The organism is Mucilaginibacter sp. Mucisp73, from assembly GCF_059491465.1.
Map to the genome: position 1 here is coordinate 2,950,165 of NZ_CP168507.1, position 21,610 is coordinate 2,971,774.

The 21,610-nt window shown below is 40.4% G+C and carries 11 protein-coding genes; 3 read left to right on the forward strand and 8 right to left on the reverse strand.

Going from position 1 to position 21,610, the window contains the following annotated elements; all coding sequences use genetic code 11:
- Position 1: 1 nt before the first annotated feature.
- Both ACEN82_RS12490 and ACEN82_RS12495 read right to left on the reverse strand, forming a co-directional pair.
- Entirely contained in the window at positions 2–2,041 is a 2,040-nt protein-coding gene (locus ACEN82_RS12490) for a kojibiose hydrolase (RefSeq protein WP_413317183.1), read from the reverse strand.
- A 31-nt stretch (positions 2,042–2,072) separates the two neighbouring features.
- Positions 2,073–3,401: a vanadium-dependent haloperoxidase gene (locus ACEN82_RS12495; protein ID WP_413317185.1), complete on the reverse strand. Its 1,329-nt coding sequence runs from the start codon at positions 3,399–3,401 to the stop codon at positions 2,073–2,075.
- Positions 3,402–3,646: 245 nt separating this feature from the next.
- On the opposite strand from ACEN82_RS12495, the gene ACEN82_RS12500 reads away from it, so the two are divergent.
- Positions 3,647–4,576: a GyrI-like domain-containing protein gene (locus ACEN82_RS12500; protein WP_413317187.1), complete on the forward strand. Its 930-nt coding sequence runs from the start codon at positions 3,647–3,649 to the stop codon at positions 4,574–4,576.
- Between the two features lie 7 nt (positions 4,577–4,583).
- Here the strand turns inward: ACEN82_RS12500 and ACEN82_RS12505 are convergent, their stop codons facing one another.
- From ACEN82_RS12505 to susR, 5 genes are all read right to left on the reverse strand, one after another.
- Entirely contained in the window at positions 4,584–7,931 is a 3,348-nt protein-coding gene (locus ACEN82_RS12505) for an FG-GAP repeat domain-containing protein (RefSeq protein ID WP_413317189.1), read from the reverse strand.
- Positions 7,918–11,220, reverse strand: coding sequence for a VCBS repeat-containing protein (locus ACEN82_RS12510; RefSeq protein WP_413317191.1), 3,303 nt, complete (start codon positions 11,218–11,220; stop codon positions 7,918–7,920). Before ACEN82_RS12510 ends, ACEN82_RS12505 begins: the two co-directional genes overlap by 14 nt.
- Positions 11,221–11,290: 70 nt before the next feature.
- A complete protein-coding gene (locus tag ACEN82_RS12515) occupies positions 11,291–12,829 on the reverse strand; it encodes a RagB/SusD family nutrient uptake outer membrane protein (RefSeq protein ID WP_208102466.1) in 1,539 nt (512 codons plus the stop codon).
- Positions 12,830–12,839: 10 nt separating this feature from the next.
- Positions 12,840–15,881, reverse strand: coding sequence for a SusC/RagA family TonB-linked outer membrane protein (locus ACEN82_RS12520; RefSeq protein WP_413317193.1), 3,042 nt, complete (start codon positions 15,879–15,881; stop codon positions 12,840–12,842).
- A 508-nt stretch (positions 15,882–16,389) separates the two neighbouring features.
- A complete protein-coding gene (gene susR, locus ACEN82_RS12525) occupies positions 16,390–18,000 on the reverse strand; it encodes a SusR family glycan utilization regulator (RefSeq protein ID WP_090525521.1) in 1,611 nt (536 codons plus the stop codon).
- 479 nt (positions 18,001–18,479) lie between these two features.
- Between susR and ACEN82_RS12530 the strand changes: the two genes are divergently transcribed.
- The gene (locus ACEN82_RS12530) at positions 18,480–19,076 is read left to right on the forward strand and encodes a hypothetical protein (RefSeq protein WP_413317195.1); all 597 of its coding nucleotides are present in this window, start codon (positions 18,480–18,482) and stop codon (positions 19,074–19,076) included.
- A gap of 171 nt (positions 19,077–19,247) precedes the next feature.
- The gene (locus ACEN82_RS12535) at positions 19,248–19,664 is read left to right on the forward strand and encodes an RNA recognition motif domain-containing protein (protein WP_413317197.1); all 417 of its coding nucleotides are present in this window, start codon (positions 19,248–19,250) and stop codon (positions 19,662–19,664) included.
- An 82-nt stretch (positions 19,665–19,746) separates the two neighbouring features.
- Here the strand turns inward: ACEN82_RS12535 and ACEN82_RS12540 are convergent, their stop codons facing one another.
- Positions 19,747–21,483, reverse strand: coding sequence for a phospho-sugar mutase (locus ACEN82_RS12540; protein WP_413317199.1), 1,737 nt, complete (start codon positions 21,481–21,483; stop codon positions 19,747–19,749).
- Positions 21,484–21,610 lie beyond the last annotated feature (127 nt).

The window sequence follows — 21,610 nt, forward strand, 5'->3', positions numbered from 1 at the left end:
ATTACTTTATTGTATAAGTAGCCTTATCCATTCCCACGCCTGTAATTTTCAATGATTTCCAGTTAGCAGGCAACTTGCTTTTAACTTGTACTATACCGGTTGGTGTAATATCCAAACCGCCAAAACCCATCAGCAAGCTTTGAATAATACCCCCTGCGCCTGTAGCAAAATACGGATTGGTTCCACCTTTTGTTTCGGCAATTACCCTGAATGGCGGGTTGAGGTTAGGTTCGTAAGCATCCTTAAAAAAGTGAAATGCCTTTTCGCCATTGCCCAACCGCGAGTATAATAAAGCAAAAACAGCCTGGGTCATGGCAGGCGTACCTTCGTTAGGTACACGGGTTTCATAATATTCAAGGTCTTTTTTTATTTGTGCCGGATCGGTTATTGTTTTAAGCGGATAAGCTAACAGGTTAACATCAGCCTGTTTAATTCCTTCACCTTTATAAGAAACATGTTCGCTGGTAACGCCATTATCCAACTTCAGGATCGGGATGTTTTGAGCAACACTTACCCAATCGGCATCGGCCTTTTCTCCCAGGATTTTGGCAGCAGCGGTAGCATTTAGCAAGTTAGCTTTCGCTGCGGCATTGGTGAAAGCATTATTGTCGATATTTTCGGCCCATTCATCTGCAGCTACTACGTTTTTAATATCATAATGACCGGGTCCATTGCGTTCAACTCTGCTTGCCCAGAAATCAGCAGTGGCTGAAAGTATTGGCCAACCTTTTTCTTTTAGCCATTGTTTATCCTGGGTTACGCAATAGTAATTCCACGCGGCCAGCGCTACATCCGCAGTAATATGGTGCTCAAACGGACCGCTCAACGCCCAAACCGGTGTTTCCTCTACCCCACTGTCAGCACTTTCCCAGGGGAACATCGCTCCTTTATACCCATGCGAAAAAGCATTTTTACGCGCGGCATCCAATCGTTCAAACCGGTATTCAACCATAGATTTGGCAATGTCGGGGTGTAAAACCAGCATAGCCGGATACATCCAAACATCACAATCCCAAAAAACGTGGCCATTGTAACCCAACCCCGAAAGTCCCATGGGTGAAGGTGAGTATGCTGTGCCAGCCCTCGAGAATGAATATAAATGATATAACATGCTGTGAATATCCTGCTGCGATTGATCGTCGCCTTCTATTTGGATATCGCTTGTCCACAGCTCACTCCAGGCCTTATTATGAAATTTAATTAGCCTGTCCCGACCTTCCAATTTGGCAAAAATGGTGAGGCGTTCGGCTTCATTCAGTGGGTCGGCATGGTGTGCTGAAGTTATGGATGAACCAGTTACCGCATAATTATAAGTTTGCCCCGCAGCTATTGACTTGCTAAACTTCATAAGGTGCATGTTATTGTCCCACATTTCATGAATAATGCGCGGCTCTTGTCCATGCGGTTCATTGAATAAGAACGAAGTAGATGCACATAACTGCATTTTACCTGTAGGGCTCTTTGCTGTTGAAGTAAGCAAACTAATGGTTACATGCGGTCTGTCGATTTCGTTATAATAATTCTGCACTTCTTTGAGCGCATCGAGCGCTTCCATTACACTGGCCGATGTAATGTTGATGGCCTGTTTTGCTGTTACCGAAACATCCATCAAAACGGTAAAGGGCAGTTGCCGCAGCGAGTAATAAGTATATTTTATGGTCGCTTTATCGGCATAATCAAAGGTAGTAGTGAAGGCGGCGTGTTGCATATCCAGTTCCTGCTTAAAATTGTTAATACTTTTAGCATCGATCCGTCTGCCATCTATTTCAAGGTACATATTAAGCAGGTTAAAGCTGTTTAGGAAATTGCTTACCCGCCCCCTGCCATATAGATCATAGGCGCCGGCCAGTACTACATTTTTAACCTTGAAAGGCTCCGGTGCTGATACTATCCCAATCATCCCGTTGGCTACGGTAATTCCGTAATAGTTTGCGGGATCAATTTTGTCGGCTTTAATTTTCCATGGATCGATGCTTTGCGCCTCAGACACAGCAGGTGTTAACAAAGCGAAAAACAAGCTCAATTTAAATATCCTGTTCAAAATCAATTATTTAATTAAAATAAATAAAATACTACTTAATTTTTAATTGTAGCTTTTTCACCACCAGTTGCCCAATCTCGGCGCCTTGTTTATTGCCCACAATACAGGCATTCTTAAAATGGATTCCTCCCATTACCCTTGACATTCCCGCTGATTTCGCGGCCGCCCGGAATGATTTAAAAGAAAGCGGATCGATCCCAAACTCCATTTCTGATGAATCTGTATAAGCAAAATTATCACCAATCCTGTTGGTAAGCACTTCGGCCGCGGCTGCAGAAATTACGGCATGACCGCTACTATATTCGGGAAATGGAGGCGTTTGAATATATGGGCGCCATTCGGCATCCATATATTTGGTAATTATGGTTTCGGGGCGAACGTAATTTGAGCGATATTTAAGGTACCAGCAATTGATAAAGCCATCAAACAGAGCGATCGCCGTTTCGGTATAAACGCTTACTGTGGTTCCAAAATCAAACTTTTTACTTCTTGTACCGATTGCAGTAATATTCATCCAGTGCCCTCCCGGCGAAAATTTCTTGGTTGCAAACGATGCATGGCCAACTACGTTAAGTTTAAAAGCATTATCGTCCCAAAAATCTGCCTGGTGTTTCTCTTCTTTGGTTAGGCTGTCAACTATTTGTTTTACCTCAAGCGCTTGTTTATAAAACGGACTATTATGGTCTTTAACATTGAAGGCCGGTGGGTCGGGCGGTATAAATTGGGCTGTGGAATCCAGCACCATGGGCCTGATCTCACCCCAATGGGCCTCAAGGGCCTGCGCGTACATGGGCGGTGTAGGAATCCAACGACCATCCAGCTGTTTTACCGTGTATTTACTTGCCGACCGGGTTTGTGCATAGTGATCACCTTTGCTCCACTTCAATATAAATTTGGCGACTTTATCAGCGTAGTTTACAGAGCCCTCAAACAAAGCCGACGGCATACCTGCATCTTTGGCCTTCTTTTTAAGCTCATCAACATACTGATCCATGCTACCTTCCGGAAACGTTACCGCATTGCCAACTGTGCAAAAGGCAAGCAACGAAGCAAATTGGTAATCAACAGCAGTATCTTTTGACGCTTTGGGTACGGCCGGTAAGTGTTTAATTTGCCCGGCTAATGATCTAAAATGCTCAGGATCTCCGGAAGCTATAACTTCATAGGCGGCTATATTGGCATATACATAATTACGGGAAGCTGTAACCGGCGGAAAGTTATTTTCCAGTACAATATCATTAAGTTTTTTAACGGTTATACGATAAAGTTCGGGATCGTGAAGTACTTTTTCATAATAGGGCTTTTTACAGGAGGTGAATAAAAGTAATACACCGGCAAGGCAAAATAAAAAGGATCTCATAAGTTATAAAATAGGTTAAAAACCGGACAGATATACAAGGAGAAAATCTGCTGGTTTTTTGATTGATCAACAGCCAATATAGGCTTTTTTTTGTACGCTACAGCATATTTACATTAGTTTTTTAACCCGATGAGGCACTTTTTTTATTTAATAAAAAGGCAACATATTTTATAACAATATACACCTGTTAATCCACCCGATATTATTAAATTTATCACCCCGGGTATCCGTCTTTTATAAACTAAATGAAGAAGATCTTTTTTATTATACTTACCATTATTGTAATTATTGCAGCGGCTTATATTTTGCTCCCCGAAAAACCTGTGATAGCACAGGACCTGTCAATTGATACGTCCGATGTTATTGCTGAAAAATTCCTGACCACCGAAAGCGGATGGGATAAATGGTGGCCCGGCACCAAAACCGGGGACAGGCAATACAATTTTAAAGGTGCAAAAATCAGTATCGATAAAATGACCAATAGCAGTACCTATCTTAAATTGAAAAAAGATAACCTGACCTTTAGCGGCAAAATAAGCTATTTTGCCGACGCCGAAGGTTCTGTCAAATTTAAATGGGATGCTGTTGATGAGAATAATACCCAATTTTTATCACGGATAACTAATTATTTCAAAACCAAAGATGTCGAAAACCGGGTTGCGGAAATTTTACTAAACCTTAAACATTTCCTTGAGGATGAAAGAAACGCATATGGCTATAGGATCTACTTAAACCATGCCAAAGACACAGTTTTGCTCGCTTCAGCTAATACATATCCGGAATATCCTTCATTGCAAGCTATTTATAGCACCATTAAAACCCTGCAAGAACAGGCCGTCGGCCAAGGGGCTAAACTAACAAGCTTCCCCATGCTTAACGTTACCCAAACGGATGAACATGAATACCGGGTAAATGTTGCCCTGCCAATCAACAAAACGATCACTCCTTTTCAAAAAACAAGTATAAACAACATACCTAAGGGGGGAAATTTATTGGTGGCCGATGTACGTGGTGGGCAAAATACGGTTAACAATGCCCTGGCGCAAATGAAGATATACATGAAAGATCATAGGTTGATATCACCTGCCATGCCGTTTCAATCGCTTGTTACCGATAGGCTGGCACAAAAGGATACCTCAAAATGGATTACCAAAATATATTATCCGATATTGTGATATTACGTTATCTGCTTAATAACATTACCCGGCCATCATAGGTAACCGCAAGATAATTATTCAGATTGGTTGCCGTTTTCACTGCCGCCAGATAAGTGATTTCCAGTGAGTTGATTGCACCGTTAACATAGTATGTCGGCGTATCAAATTGTTTTTGCTGTTTGTTGTAGTGTAAGCCGGCCAGGCCGAGTGCATCGTACTTTCCTTCATAGGGCACAACACCCCAAAAGTTTCCGTTCAGCAATATATCGCCATTGTTATATTTTAGCATCGATTTAATTGGAGCCTGCTGATAAAGATATGGCAGTGCGGTAACTGAAGTAACATGCAATACATCGCTCACAGAAATACTATTGAACTGGTTTACACTTAAACGATCATTGTCATCCAGTTTGTCCTTAAATACCTCAGTGGTGGTTTTGTCGGCCATTTTTTGATAACTAAGCCATTCTTTTTTGAGATATGGAAGTTCCTGCTCCAAATCATTTTTTGGACGAAACGGGTAATAAAGGTCTTTATAAAAATATGATAATATCAAATCGTTTTTGCCATCCTTATCCAAATCGGTATTATAGGCATACAGCGGCTGATCAGCAGTAACATTATATTTGTTATTCAATCCCCAATTACCGGCAATAAGGTCGGCCTTGCCGTCGCCGTCCATATCACTTATTATAGCCGACTGCCACCAGCCCTTTTCCTTATCCAAAACCGGTGATGAAAAACGACTTAATTTTTTTCCATCATTCAGGAAAATGTAAATGGGCTGCCACTCGGCTGTTATCAGCAGATCAAACTTGCCATTGTGGTCGATATCGGCAGTTGTTATACCGGTGACATATTGCAGGGTCGTGATTTGATCATAAGCTTTGTCGTGACTTATTTCAAACTTGCCATTGCCTTTATTAATGAGTATTGAGGAAGGAATAGTAGCTGTATAATCCTTAAATGAAACGGCGCTGGTAAATAAAATATCATTCAGCCCATCTCCGTTAAAATCAAACAACGTAATTTTTGATGCCTGGTAATTGAGTTTTGGCAAATGTTGATCTTCAAACTGAAAATTGCCTTTATTGATATATAACCGGGGCTGTATCAATTTCTCGGTTTCCTGAAAAGGATGGTTAGCGCTGATCACGATCAAATCGGGCTTACCATCGTTATTTACATCAGCCCATGTAGCCTGCTCATCCGCAATATATTTATCCCGGTCAAATAATGACACTTTAACTTTGGTAAATCCTCCCGATTTATCACCTGCAAGTATGTATTTTTCTTCGTCGGCTATGCCTCCTACGTAAATATCATCAATGCCATCATTATTGGCATCAGCTACGGCAACTGCGGGAGTGTGCTGCAAATAAGTGTGCGGTAAAAGCGAATAATAATTAAAGTCGGGAGTATCAAAAGTTTTAACGGTGGTCAAAAGCTTTGCTTGCATAGATTTGCTGTCAAACTGTTTTTTATCGCTGATGAAAGCTTCGATAACCTTAGCTATAGGTTTACTATTTTCAACTGCTTGAGGGTTATATCTTAAAGTAGTTTTCTGACCGAGCCTAAAATCATTCACCACTTCGTAGCTATTGTCAGGCCAAACCACTAACAACGATTCTGGTTTATCGTCAGGGGCAAATGTAAAAAGCAGTTCGTTATTCAAATTACTTTCGTACGCGTTGCTGGTTTGTATTTCCTGGTGATCGAGATGATGCTTTGACTTAAGGAAAAATTTAGTACCGATGCCATCACGGTTTAAGAGGTTATATTTTACAGTGTATTTAAGATAGCCCGGCTTGCTTTCTTTACGGCCCTCCATTGTGGTATTGTTATAGATATATGCCGGCTCATCCATGTTGTTGGTCACAATATCGAGATCGCCATCATTATCTAAATCAACGGCAACAGATCCTGCCGATATAGATGCCTGCTGCATATCGTTGCCGTTAGAAACATCTGTAAATTTCAATTTATCCTCACCGTGATAAAAGTAATTATGCACACCGCCTTCTGGCATTCTGTTGATCTTGTCCTTGTCAAAAACGCGATTTTGTTTATATGCCTGCATAACCATGGGGTCACCAAGATATTTCAGGTAGTCCATATCATTGAGACGGCGTTTAATACCGTTGGAGAAGAACATATCTTTCATTCCGTCCATATCAAAATCCTGCACCAGTGGCGACCATGTCCAATCCGTAGCAGAGTTCCCGCTGTACAAACTCAGGTCGACAAACTTATTGCCGTTGCCTACGTTCAATTGCATACAATTTTTTGAATATTGATAGTAATACCCGGCATTAACTTCCTGATTATAAATATCCAAAGGTTCGTCGTTGATGGTCGATCGTAACACCTTCATTTCTTCCGGAAGCATGTCGGTGCTAAGCACATCTAAATGGCCATCCTGGTTGATATCACTTATAGTATTCCCCATTGAAAAAAGGCTCGTATGTCCGAACGCACTTTTCAACTCTTCTTTAAATGTGCCGTTATGTTGGTTAACGTAGTAATAGTCCTGCTCAAAAAAGTCGTTACTTACATAAAGATCATCCCAGCCATCATTATTCAAATCACCTACACTCACACCTAATCCGTAACCAATTGGCGCCGAATAAATGCCTGAACCCGCAGTTACATCTGTAAAGTGTCCATTGTCATTCCTGAAAAGATGATCGCCGGCATCATGGCTGTATTTAAACCTTTGGGTTGAATCGCCATAGGTATCATTGCTATGAACTGATGAGGTAAGCAGGAACATATCCAGGTCACCGTCCTTATCATAATCAAAAAAAGAAGCCTGGGTAGAAAGTCCTGCAAAATCGAGCCCGTATTTGGCCGCGCTTTCGGTAAAAGTTAAATTACCGTTATTGATGTAAAGCTGATTTTTACCTTTAAAGGTTTTATAACCTGACACCACGCTTACGTAGATATCTTTAAATCCATCGCCATTGATATCAACTACAGTTACGCCGGTTTTCCAATTCCCGGTACCTGCAACACCCGCTCTATCGGTGATGTCTTCAAACTTCATCCCTCCTTTATTAAGGTAAAGCTTGTTAGAACCCTGGTTTGATACGAAATAAAGATCGGGCAAGCCGTCGTTATTAAAATCAGCGGTAGCTATGCCGGCACCATTGTAGAAATACAAATAATCTAAAACATTGACCGAATCGGATACTACGTTCCTGTTTTCGAAGGTCACCCCCGTTTCATTAGCAGGTAATAATTTAAATATACCTTCTCCCGCCTTTTGGGGTTTACAAGAAGACAAGCCGACCACACCAATACAAAGAAGGAAAAAGAAGTATCTAAGAATATATTTGGCAAGCAGCATTAAATTGATGTTAACGTAGTTCATAAGCTTTAAGCGGTTCATCATTAATGCCAAACAGGTAATAATTTTTACCGGATGCATTTCTTATACCTAACGATGAGCGTACCTGTCCGTTTAAATTGAGGCCCGTTTTGGCAGCCGGAAAATAAGCAAACCCATTTTTTGTATATTGATAAACAAGCCCCCGATTGGCATCAAGCCGGCCGATTTCGGGTTTAAAGCCATAAAAGTTACCTCCTAATATGATCTTCACAGCTCCGGTATTATCAAAATCTGCACACAAAATAGTATTTATCATAGATAACTGTGCATCGGCAGGCAGTGGTTTACAAATAAATTTTTTGCCTTTATTAAAAAATACCGCCGAAGCCAGGAAATTCATTTGGTGCTTTTCGGCGCCATCAAGCATCTCAGCAGGAAATACCTCGTCAAATGGTTTGCCCGCATAGTCAATATAGCGCAGAAAACGTTTTTTGAAGATTGGCATCTGGCCCACTAAATCAGGTTTCATATGAAAAACATAGTTTACCCCATCACTTTTATACATGGAAGTTACACATTCTTTTGTACCGTTATTATCGAAATCCTTTACAAAAATTTCCATGGGCCGCTCAAACGAAGCCCTGAATTTTGAGTTAAGCCCGATGTTACCGCCAATAATATCAAGGGTGCCGTCGCCATCCACATCAGCAATTTCAAGACTGCTCCACCAGCCTTTGTAATTGGCCAATTGTTTATCTTCAGCAAATTTCCCTTTGTTGTTTTTGAAGATCTTAATCCCCATCCAATCACCTGCAATTATCAAATCTGGCGAACCGTTATGATCAATATCAGCCCATTTGGCTGCTGTTACCATACCGATCTTTGTATCCGTGCCCAATACTAATTTTGATACATCGGTAAAATGCCCGTCGCCTTCATTATGAAAAACAAATGATTGCGGCGAACATCCGTAAAGCCCGGGCACACTTCTGCCCCCAACAAAAAGGTCGGGCTTGCCATCGCCATCATAATCGGCCGAAATAATCACCGAGGCATTAACAGCCGCATGGAGTGTTCTCTCAGGGTCCCTATGAAAATTCCCCTTGCCATCATTCACAAAAAAACGAGGATTGTACACTGGTGTTTCGGCTTCATCGGCGTTACCTCCTACTACTATTATCAGGTCCTGGTCGCCATCGCCATCAAAATCTCCAAAAACAGCCCCGGCATTTTCCAGGTATTCCTGCTTTTTAAAATCTTCAGGAATGGTTTGTTTAAACTTACCGTTCTTTTGTTGGATATAGATGCTGGCAAAACTGTTTTTTGAACTTCCGAAATAAAAATCAGTCAGCCCGTCGCCATTAACGTCACCGGTAGCCATATAAGGGTTTTCTGTCGATAACATCTGGAGCATCAGGCGCTCGTTGTCGAAATCGATAAAATCGTCCTCCTTATGCTTAGGAATGTTGTCAAATATTGATTTGGTAACATCGGCAAATAATGTTTTAACAGCAGGCTTTGTCCAGTTATATTTCAAGACGGCATCGGTTTGCTTAACTGTGTAAACTTTATCCGCGTTTACGTTTTTTAACAACTGATAAGTATTACCCGGCCAAATCACCTGGATCGAATCAATAGATTTGTATTTACCTATACCTATTGTAAGTAAATTGGGCGATGTGCAACTTTGAAAACCACGTGTAGGCTGATTATAGTAAATTAGCGAACTGCCCTTCATAAATACTTTTACCGTAGTACCTATTCCAAAAGTATTCAGACCTGTTCCTTTTAATTTTATTTGGATATGATGGTTCCCGTTTTTTTCGGCGTTGTTTTTAAAGATCGACACCTGGGCATTTTCGTTATTTACGATGAGGTCATTGTCCCCATCATTATCCAGATCGGCATATGACGAACCGTTACTAAACCCCGGCTTATCCAAACCAAAATCAGTTGATTTATTGGTGAAAGTAAGGTTGTGATTGTTCAGATAGGCATAGTTAGACAAAGGCGATGAAGCCATTTTATCAGTAAAATCTTTATAATCAAATTTCTTCCGGCCTTCGGCTATTTTGGCCATGTTATCGCGATTGCCCAAAAACTCAATATAATCCTGATCGGTAAGGTCTTTATAGATGCCGTTCGACACAAAAATGTCTTTCCATCCGTCATTATCCATATCAAACATCAGCGCGCCCCAGCTCCAGTCGGTTGCTGCTACGCCCGAATAGAAAGCAGTTTCGGAGAACGTACCGTCGCTATTACGCACCTGTAGGCAGTTTTGCATGTATTGGTTATAATAGCCATCGCGCTGCTTGGCTTTAATCACATCGTACGATTCAAACGAGGTCATTTTTTTTAAACGCCGATCGCCTTCGGGCAGCATCTCTGTAGTAAAAATATCATACTGCCCATCGTTATTGATATCGGCAATATCTGATCCCATTGAGGCCAGGCTCAGGTGGCCGGTTTCATTTTGAATATCCTCTTTAAAAGTTCCGTTTTTTTGGTTGATATAAAGATAATCGCGTTCAAAAAAATCATTGGAGACATAGATATCAGGATATCCATCCTGGTTGATATCGGCTACAGAAACGCCTAAACCGAAACCTATATCGCTCGAATATATTCCTGCTTCTTTGGTTACATTTGTAAAATGGCCGCCATCATTACGATAAAGACGGGCACCACCCAACTCATCAACAACAGCGCGCAGGTTTTTACTAAAATCAAACGACTCTATAGGCCTGAAAGAATTATTTAGTACAAAGCAGTCCAGATCGCCGTCATTATCATAGTCGAAAAAAATGGCCTGGGTGGATAACCCATTATCTACCAGGCCATACTTTTGGGCTTCTTCCTTAAACGTACCATCGTGCTGATTAATAAATAGTTCATTACCCTTTTCGTTGCCGCGGGCATTACCGCTGTGGCAAACGTAAATATCAAGCCAGCCGTCGCCGTTGATATCAACCATAGTAGCTCCGGTGCTCCAATATTTAGTACCCTTAACTCCTGCCTTATCGGTTATGTTTTCAAATTTCCAATTTCCCTTGTTGATATAGAGTTGATTGCCGCCCATGTTTGATGTCAGGTAAACATCATTTAACCCGTCATTATTTACATCGCCAATGGCAACCCCGCCTCCATTGTAATAATTACGAAAGGTGAACACATTGGTACGGTCCTGGTCATTGAGCTGATTAGCGAAATTGATGCCGATGGTTTCATTATTCTGCTCGGTAAACAGGGTTTGTTTATCCCCCCCATTGCAGGCGCAAAAAATAGTAGGGATCAGGACAAGCAGAAACAGGGGTATTTTTGGTTGCATATACTTTGCGAAAAAACAAACGTAGCGGAAAATTCCGCTACGTTCCTTTCAATCAAATAAATCTCAATTATTAATAACCTGGATTTTGTTTAAGATTAGGATTTGTATCCACCGCACGCTGAGGAATTGGATAAATTGTTTTGCTTTTATCTGTTTTGGCCGGGCGCTGATCAACCGGATCATTAAATTTCTCAAAACGGATCAGGTCATTCCTTCTCCAACCTTCCCAGTAAAGTTCACGGCCCCTTTCAGCAAGCATCGCGGTCAGATCAACAGAAGTTAAGGCTGTGGCACCGCGAGGTACGCGGATTGAATTTACAAGCTGCAACGCTGTTTGTCCCATAGGGTCAGTACCACCACGTAAAATAGCTTCGGCTTTTTCAAGCACCACGTCGGCGTAACGCAAAATCACATAGTCATTAGACGTATTATCATCGTTAACTGTGTTATCAGCTTTTGGTTGAGGGAAATATTTAAATACCCTGATCCCTTGAGCTTCGGTTGAAAAGTTAAGGTTAACATCCGGTGTAAAAATCAGAGGCTTGCCACTACGTTGTGTTAAAGCTTTGTGACCAGGGCCATATTGTTGTCCCACAGCAAAACCTGCCCTTAAACCAACTTTATCAGTTAATCCCGGATAATCTACACCACGGCGTTCGTCGGTAGCTTCAAATGAGTTATAAAAATCGGCCAGTGTGGTAAAACCGTTCCAACCATCCGGAGTTTGGTTATAATGAAGGCCCATCCTCCAGCGGTTTTTAGCAGGCGCAGGAGAAGATGTGGCGGTGTTGTAGAAGCCAAATATGTTTCCGTGTGATTGTTCTGAGTTGTCCCATGCAAAATCCTGGAAATATTTGCCGGCCGGCTCCAAAGTATATCCTGCCGCGGTAACCTTGTTGGCATATTCTATCACTTTATCCATATCTGCCTTAGCAAATGTAAACGGACCACCAACTGTGGTTGCGGCATAAACCGCCCTATTTAAATAAACTTTTGCCAACAGTGCCTGAGCTGCTGCTTTATTAGCAACACCAATATTTGCGGTAGTGGCTGCCAGGTTAGCTTCCGCAAATTCCAAATCTTTGATTATGAAATCAGTTGCTTCTGCCCGTTTCATAACTGTAGGAATAGATGAGGTTGGCGCATCAGGATCACGCATAGGTTGCTGTCCGTACAAATCAACCACCTGGAACATAAAGTAGGCCCGTAAAAAACTTGCCTGTGCTTTGATATTGTTATCGGTTGCCTTTGAGATCACCTGTGTTGCACGGAATACACCAATATTTAGCTGGTCCCAGGTATCATTTACCTGGTTGTGGGTAGGTGTCCAGGTATGGGTGTGCAATTTACGCCATGTACCAAAATCGCCCCAGTCAGTACCGCGGGTAGGACCCATCATTTCATCCGTTGGATGTTCCTGTAGGGCATATGTATTGGCCTGATCGGTTTGTCCATATAATTGTGTGTAAACACCATTCAGTTCGGCCGATCCGGCATTGTTACCATATAACGATTTCGATCCGTAAAGTTTTTCATCCAGTTTTGCACAACCGGCTGCGGTTATCAGAACTAAGCTACAAAGAGCTGCTCGTGATGTTATATTTTTCATTTTCATGTTATTAAAAGCCTGCGTTTAAACCTAAAGTAAATATACGGGCCTTGGGGTAAGAGGTATAGTCTATACCCTTTGAAGCCACGTCATTACGTTGTTTATCTGTGTTAATTTCCGGATCCAAACCAGAGTAACCGGTGATCAGGAATAAATTCTGCCCTGTAAATGAAACCCTTAAAGTTTTTATCGCCTTAGATTTAAGCGAGAAGGTATACCCTAAGGTGGCATTGCTTAATCTTAAAAAATCACCTTTTTCAAGAAAACGGGTTGATACCTCACCAGAGTTAAGCGGGTTTTCATTGGTTGCTGCTACTTCTTTTGTTACGTTACGACCACTAACAAGGTTGCCTTTGTAAAAGAACGCGTTTGCAGTGTTGTTGTAAATATAGAAGCCTGTAGCAGCATTTAGGAAGAAGCTTAAACTCCAGTTTTTATAATTAAAGTTATTGGTTAAGCTGGCAGTGAATTTAGGATTAGGGCTTCCTTGTAGTGAAGAAACATCGACACCCTGAGGATAGATACTAAAGCCATTTGCGTCAAGCCCTTTATAATTCGGAACATTGAAGGTATATAGCGGCACGCCGTTGGTAATTAATTGCGAATAAGCGCCAGAAAGGCCTTGTCCGTCGATATTACCCGTAACAATATAATTTTTGAAGTTTTTAAGCGTGTTGCTTATAAAAGTCATGTTGTAAGCAACATCCCAATTAAAGTCCTTGCTCTGTATAGCAGCAAGGTTCAATCCTACTTCGACACCTTTATTGATTACGTCACCATCCAGGTTTTTATAAATTCTCGAAGAAAACGTTGGCTGCGCAATATCCTGGAAGAAAAGCAAATCTTTAATTGATTTGTTGAAATAATCAACCGAACCCGTTAACCGTCCCTTTATGATCGAGAAATCGAGGCCTGCACCATAGGTAGTGTTAGTTTGCCATTTCAAATCGGGATTAGCCTGGTATAACGGAGCAACTGAATTACCTGGAAAATCCTGTAATTGCTGCACAGGTAATGAAGCGTACGCAGGAATTTCCTGGTTACCGGTTTTACCATAGTTTAACCTAAGGCTCAGATCATCAAATAAACCATCTTTAGGCATGAAGCTTTCATTGGTTATACGCCATTTTACAGCCAAAGCCGGGAAGTTACCATATTTATGGTTAGCCCCAAAGCGTGATGAACCGTCCCTTCTGATTGTACCAGTAATAATGTAACGGTCTTTATAAGAGTAATTTACACGAGCAAAGTATGATTGTAATTTATAGCTCGAGCTATCGCCAACCGGATAAGGAAGATGCGTTTTAAAATCATCATAATTTTTAACTAATACACCGGCAGTTGATGTGCCGAAACCAAATTCATTACGGTTAAAGTTTTTGAAAGTCTGGTATGAATAACCGGCCAAAGCTGTAAGCGAGCTTCCATCCTTCCACTTCTTGTCATAGTTTAAGGTATGTTCGGTTGTGTAATTTGTTAACTCGTTATGTGTAAGGATAGCAGTACCATTACCTGTTGGCGACGGGAAGTTTATCTGCCTGATACCGATAGCATCTGTATAGCCAACAATTTTAGGATCATAAAAAGTCTTTCTTAATCCCCTTGATATATCAGCTCCAAAATTGCCCTTGTATGAAAGACCTTCAAATAACTTCAAGGTAAGTGTAAGGTTATTCAAAAACCTGTTTATATTATCCCTGTCATCTATCTGATTTAATAACGATACCGGGTTCCTGAAACTGTTACCGTTAGGGTAACCAGCATCGTTATAGCCGTTAAGGTTAAAATATCTTCCTTGCGAGTCAAATACCGGGGCTGTTGGGTTTAGCTGTATAGCTGCACCCACTAAACTTCCGTTAAAACCGGCATTATTAGTAATTGGGGCATACTGGTTTTTAACATTTGAATAGGTTGACTGGAGATCTAATTTGATCCTATTGTTTAAAAATGATTTGGAAGCATTAATACGTCCGTTTAAACGTTTAAGGCCTGAATTTTTCACGATGCCCTGCTGGTCGTCATAGCCAAAGGAGGCACGGTAACTTGCAGTATTATCTTTGCTTGCGCCACCCAGGCTTAAGTTATAGTTCTGCGATATCGGACTGCGGAAGATCTGTTTTTGCCAGTCGGTATTGGCACCATAATCAATACCTCCATCAGCTACCGGACCCGCATTAGCACCAACTGCAGCTACTGCTTTCAAAAACGCATCCCTGCCAAGTACGTCATAACGCTTTGCAGTGCTTGAAACACTTGTATTTGATGAAAATTGGATACCCTGACCTTTACGCCCTTTACGAGTGGTTATCAAAATTACACCATTAGCACCACGTGAACCATAAATAGCAGCCGAAGACGCATCTTTTAACACAGAAATGTTTTCAATATCAGCAGGGTTTAAGAAAGCCAGCGGGTTGCGTGCAGATGAGCTACCAGCTCCAACACCATAACCACCGCTTGTACCTCCACCGTTATCCAATGGAACACCATCAACTACATAAAGCGGGCCATCGCCTGAACGAATAGAACCAGCACCACGTATTGCGATTGTAGCCCCAGCACCCGGTTCACCGCTTGATGGCGTAACCTGTACGCCCGAAATACGGCCCTGAAGTAATTGATCAGGAGTTGAAATAACGCCTTTGTTAAAATCTTTTGTGCTCAATGAGGCTACAGAACCGGTTGCATCCTTAACTTTCTGGGTACCGTAACCTATCACTACAACTTCGTTCAGTGCACGATTCGCTTCTTCCATCTGTACATCAACAGAAGTCCGACCGTTTAATGGAACAGTTGCGTTGAGGAAACCAACATAAGTAAAAGTAAGGCTTGCGGTATTTGCCGGAACGGAAATTTTGTATGATCCGTCTGTTGCTGTTATAGCGCCACCCTGGGCACCTACAGCAGTTACTACCGATACTCCTATTAAAGGGGAGCCATCTTTTTTGTCGGTTACTTTACCTGTTATTATCTTATTTTGGGCCATAGCAGGCTCCATCAAAAAGAGAAAAACAGCAAAGAAACATACGTTGAGTAAATGTTTAATTTGCATAAAACTTGAGATTTAGTTGAAATTGGTTGTTGTTTGGGTTTAGTTTTCAATCCGTAAAAGAGATCCCCAACATTTTATACGAAGTCATGCTAATATGGTTTCGGGTTATCATAATAAATAATACCCGAAGTATACGCATAATGGCCATGCAAACATCGCCCGTACCGATAGGTTAGCAGGTGAGCACAGGAAAAGGTTAACAATGACCGATCGTTTAAAAATGTAATGGTTTACAATTATTACAGGTTAAATTCTGATGCAATTTACTTATAAATAAACTCAGAAAAAGACTTATGCGTTGCGGTAAACGCGAAAAAGGCTTATTTTAATAATTTTATAATTTTTTTCGATGTTTTTTAAATTTAAAACATTGAAAAACAGATATTTATATAAAAAATACTGACAAAAAATATAATGTTTTTTTAATTATTTATAATACTTTTTTTGCTAAAAACCCTGTAAGGTTTGGCTACTTTACAGGGTTTTTAGCATGTATCTTCAAAAAAAATCACTCGTAATCAAAAGCCTTAATATCCATAATCCGTTGTTCGAATTGATCAGGGTGCAACGATTTGGCTTTGATCCTCATTTTGTAAACATAGATTGTATTGACAGAATATTCCAATATTTTGGCAATAGTTTCATTATCAGCAATACCCATCCTTATAAGCGCGAATATGCGAAGGTCGGTATTTAATACTTCGTCCTCATCAGGCCAGATCTGATCTTTCTCGGCAAACAAGCTATTGAACACCGTAATAAAGTTAGGGAAGATCTTTAAAAAAATATGATCAAAGCTGTAATACAAGCTCTCCCTTTCTTTTTTAATATCAATATTATTTACAAAAGTATGAATGGCGTCATACTTTTTCATCGAGAGCTTGGCATCAATAGAGATTTTCAAATTTTCGAGCTTAACGATATATCCCGAAATGGCTTTAAAAAACTGTCCGATATATTCCTCTTTAATTTTTGCATCTTCAATTAGTTTCGCGTTTATGTGGTTTAATTGCACATTTTTCCCTTCAATTATTGCTTCTTTAACCTTCAACTTTTTTAATTGGTTAATGATCATCACCAGGAAAAAGACAACCAGCAATGCAAGCGCAGTAATAATTAACAGGAACACCAGGAAGCGGTTTTTTTGATGCTCGGTATTATTAAGCTCGGCTGCTGCTATTAATGGTAAAATTGAAGCAATTTGTATTTTACGCTGCCGGGCTCCGTAAAAGTCGGCATCAGCTTTTGCCAATTGAATGAAACTGTAAGCATCTTTGATATTGCCCTGTTTATACAACAGTTCTGCCAGCGTATAAAGCGCAACCGTTTCACGGGTTGATGATTTGATATCGGCTATGGCAGCCCTCATCATCAAATTAAGGCCTTCCTGCCTTTCGTTATCTTCAAGACAGATTGCTCCTAACGAGCATGAGACCATTGCCCGCAAGTGCATGGAAATTGGCATATCTTTCTCCAGTAATTTTTTAAACCGTAAGCGTCCTTCTCCGTAATTCTTTTCCTGGTAATCCTTCAAACCAAGTAAATAAGTATGCATTATATGGTCGTTGCCGCAAAACGAGACCGCCGAATCAATGTATTTATTGCCGGCCTTAATATAATCGGGGCTAAAATATTTGTCATTACTGTAATTCGCCAGGTCATAATTGCACCTGCCTAAAAAGAAATAGTAATCAACTTTATCGGCATTGCTTAGGGCTTTTACATTTACTTTTCGTAAATAGTCAAAGGTTTCGTTAAACATCCCCGACGACAGGAGAATAAAAGCCATCCTTACATAACTATAATACTCCTTTGGTTTATTACCTGTTACCTTGCTTAGCGATATCATTTTATCGACATAAACATACGCTGAATCAAACTGATATGATTTGTATTCGGTGTAAAGCTTGTCCCAGGTATCAAACCGCGCATCATAATTGGTTTGCGAAAGATTTGATTGATATGCCTTTAATTTTCGGATCCTTGCTTCTTTACTGCTATCATATATATTTTTTTTTGCGATTTCAGTTTTTAATTCTTCGAGTAAGGTATTAGGATCAGTGAATGCATTTGCCGAAAGAATAATTAATGAAAAAAACAAACAGAAGATATATTTCATTTTTGTTATAACGGTTTTTAAATAGCGTACCGATCCGATGATTAATCAAACACACAATTTCTGCAAATCAAATGCGGCAATAAATTAATTAAACTGCAACCAACAAGGCTATCATTTTAGGAGATAAATTGCACACCTATCCCCGGTTTATATTCTCAAATATATGGATTTACGGCATTGCTAATGCGTTTTAGTTTTGTTTTTTGGTCAACAGAGATTACACTGTCCGAACCGAAAAAAGATTGAGACTATGCCACTCAAACGACGGGCTTTGTTTTTAACCTATAGTTAACAAAAGCAGACAGTATTTTCAATTACTGCGTTCTTTTCTATACAAGAAGTGCGTAACCAATTAAAGTATTGCAATAAATTCAATTATACAAACTCAAATTTTCAAAATTTAAGTAAAAATTAATACAAACTAATTTTTAGGGCGAAGATGGCATCTCCCTTGTTTTTATTATTGTAAAACCTGACTTATGAAAGCATATTATGAATCTCTAACAACAGGCATCAAAACCCTATTGATTGCAATAGCCTGCCTTTTACCATCGCTGGTTTTCTCACAGTCTAAAACACCGGGATCGGTTGAGTATTTAAAATTTTGCAATGGAATTAGCGGACTGACACTTGGTGAGGACATTAGCCAAATTCCGGCCCGTAAGTTTACCTATTTAGATAATGATGCTAAACCCGATGCAGACAGCTGTATCCGTTATCAATATAAAGACAGTAGCTCATTGATACAGGGAGATAGTTTGTTATTAGATGCAATAGGTTTCCGCGTTTACAAAAACAAAATAGTGAACATTTATCTTTTCTTTAAGATGACTGACGCTTATAAAATACTGGACTATTTCTTAAAAGCATATGGGCCATTTACAGGGCGCCCGAACGCTTATGCTGATATTTATAACTGGAATACAACCGCACTGAATTTGTCATTGAGATACCAGGTAAAAACCGAGATGGGGGTAGCTATATTTAGCAATAAAAACCTTGAAAACGAAATTGCAGCCAACCGGCCTTCAGTACTCCTTAAAGATGCATATCAGTCGTTTTCTGTTTTGTATTGATGGCGTTCTATTATTAAGGGTCACAAAATGCCTCTTCAGGACCATTACTGACTTGAAAACAACGAATTATTAAATAAACTTTGGTTTTAACGCGAAAACATCCTTTATTTAAAAAAAATCAAACGAAATTTGTGTACGGTGGTTATCTATCATCTTAATCTCAATTTATAAATGGTCAAATTATTTGTAGGCGGCTTTCCTCTGGAAATGACAGAGCTGGAACTTGTTAAAATGATAGGTCCGCATGGCGATGTGGAAACGATTAAAATTGTACGCGACAAAAAAACAAGGATATGCAAGGGGTATGCGTTTCTTGAAATGAAGGACCGCACCGGAGCCGAAAACGCGGTGATTGCCTTAGACGGCACGCCTATTGCCGATCGGGTATTAAGTGTAAAAATAAACGACGACTTTGTAAAGAAAACTCCTCCGCCCCGTAAGTCATTTGGATACGGAAATAACACCAACAGAGGCAGCGGTAACAGAACTAACAATACCCGGAGCTATAACAGCCAAAACAATTACCGGAGCAATAATGATCAGTCACCTGGAGTTGACAGACCAAGGCGCCCCAGAAAAACGATGTAACAAACCACTGATAGGTCATACTAAAAAAAATCCCGGCCGATTGAGATCTGGCCGGGATTTTTTCAAACATCATTATCCGTAGTTAAACACCGAGATCCTGCATAATTGAGGCAATCTTAGCGTCAAGTTGTTTGTCTGTTTCACTGTATGTTTCTTTACTTTCAAGTTTGCCGTTCACACTGCAATAAAACTTAATTTTAGGCTCCGTGCCTGACGGACGGGCCGAGATGATACTGCCGTCCTCGGTAATGAATTGTAAAACATCAGATACAGGCAATTCAATTGGTTTGCTTGTATTGGTTGCTAAATCAGTTTCAATCCGTTTTTCATAATCCTTAAGCGTGCTTACTTTTGAGCCACCTAAGGTTGCCGGAGGATTGGTACGGAATTTCTCCATCATTTCCTTAATTTCTTCCGCACCGGTTTTACCTTTTTTAGTCAGGGAGATCAGCTTTTCCTTATAAAACCCATATTGCACGTAAGTATCAATCAATGCTTCAAAAAGGCTGCTTCCCTTGTCTTTATAATAAGCGGTCATTTCTGCAATGAATGCGCTTGAAACTACAGCGTCCTTATCCCTTACCAGTTCGCCTATTAAATAACCATAGCTTTCTTCACCGCCACCTATAAAAGTTTGTTTACCCTCAAAATGGGTCATTAACTCGCCAATATATTTGAAGCCGGTAAGGGTGTTATAGTAAGTAACATTCTTGGCTTCGGCTATGCGTTCGATAAGATTTGTGGTAACAATGGTTTTAACAATGTATTCTTTACCGGTAAGCTTGCCTTTTTCTTCCCATGCGCTTAATAAATAATTGATCAGCATAGCGCCGGTTTGGTTGCCATTGAGCAGAATAAACTCGCCATCGGTATTTTTCACAGCAATACCCACACGGTCTGCGTCCGGATCCGTTGCCAATACCAGATCGGCATCAGTATCCTGGGCTTTTTTAAGAGCAAGTGTAAGCGCTTCCTTTTCTTCGGGGTTAGGGTAAACTACTGTTGGGAAATTTCCATCGGGAGTTATTTGCTCGTCAACCAGGATCACATTCTCAAAACCAAACCGTTTCAGGGCTTGGGGTACCAACGTGATGCCTGTACCATGGATGGGCGAATAAACTATTTTAAGATCTTTTTGACGTTCAATAGCATCAGGCGAAACAGAAAGCTCAGTGATCTTGCTCAGGTAAAGCTCGTCAATATCCTCCCCTATTTCTTCAATATTAGCATCAACACGGTTAAATTTGATGTCATCAATGCTGCTGATTGCAGCAACCTCGTCCATTACGGCCTTATCGTGCGGAGAAACAAATTGCCCACCATCGGCCCCATAAGCTTTGTAACCGTTATACTCTTTTGGGTTGTGCGATGCTGTAAGCATTACGCCGCTTTTGCAACCTAAATGGCGCACGGCAAATGAAAGCTCGGGTGTAGGACGCAATGCCTTAAAAAAGTAAACATAAATGTCATTAGCTGAAAAAACTTCGGCCGTAATAGTCGAAAAGAAATCGGCATTGTTACGGCTGTCATGAGCAATAGCTACTTTGATTTTTTCGCCGGGGTAGGTTTTTTTCAGATAATTAGCTAATCCCTGTGTGGCGGCGCCTATAGTATACTTATTGATACGGTTTGAACCCGGCCCCATAATACCGCGAAGGCCACCGGTACCAAACTCCAGATCACGATAAAATGAATCCGTCAGTTCGGTATATGCCTTATCGTCAATTAATTTTTGAATTTCGTGCTTTACATCAGCATCATAATTTCCTTGAAGCCATGAGTTTGCTTTTTGAAGAATGGTGGGGTCTAATTCCTGCATAAGTGGTTGTATATTTTCAATTTATCAGATTCGGTTTTGTTTTAAATATGATAATAAATAATCAAAACAGAACGCCTTAAAGTTAAATCATCTTTTTAATTATGCCAGCCCAATATGCAATAACTTT

What these genes read in the sequence shown, in the direction of transcription:
- ACEN82_RS12495 (WP_413317185.1), bottom strand. Translation starts at nt 3,401, where the DNA reads ATGAGATCCTTTTTATTTTGCCTTGCCGGTGTATTACTTTTATTCACC.
- ACEN82_RS12500 (WP_413317187.1), top strand. Translation starts at nt 3,647, where the DNA reads ATGAAGAAGATCTTTTTTATTATACTTACCATTATTGTAATTATTGCA.
- ACEN82_RS12505 (WP_413317189.1), bottom strand. Translation starts at nt 7,931, where the DNA reads ATGAACTACGTTAACATCAATTTAATGCTGCTTGCCAAATATATTCTT.
- ACEN82_RS12510 (WP_413317191.1), bottom strand. Translation starts at nt 11,220, where the DNA reads ATGCAACCAAAAATACCCCTGTTTCTGCTTGTCCTGATCCCTACTATT.
- ACEN82_RS12515 (WP_208102466.1), bottom strand. Translation starts at nt 12,829, where the DNA reads ATGAAAAATATAACATCACGAGCAGCTCTTTGTAGCTTAGTTCTGATA.
- ACEN82_RS12520 (WP_413317193.1), bottom strand. Translation starts at nt 15,881, where the DNA reads ATGCAAATTAAACATTTACTCAACGTATGTTTCTTTGCTGTTTTTCTC.
- susR (WP_090525521.1), bottom strand. Translation starts at nt 18,000, where the DNA reads ATGAAATATATCTTCTGTTTGTTTTTTTCATTAATTATTCTTTCGGCA.
- ACEN82_RS12530 (WP_413317195.1), top strand. Translation starts at nt 18,480, where the DNA reads ATGAAAGCATATTATGAATCTCTAACAACAGGCATCAAAACCCTATTG.
- ACEN82_RS12535 (WP_413317197.1), top strand. Translation starts at nt 19,248, where the DNA reads ATGGTCAAATTATTTGTAGGCGGCTTTCCTCTGGAAATGACAGAGCTG.
- ACEN82_RS12540 (WP_413317199.1), bottom strand. Translation starts at nt 21,483, where the DNA reads ATGCAGGAATTAGACCCCACCATTCTTCAAAAAGCAAACTCATGGCTT.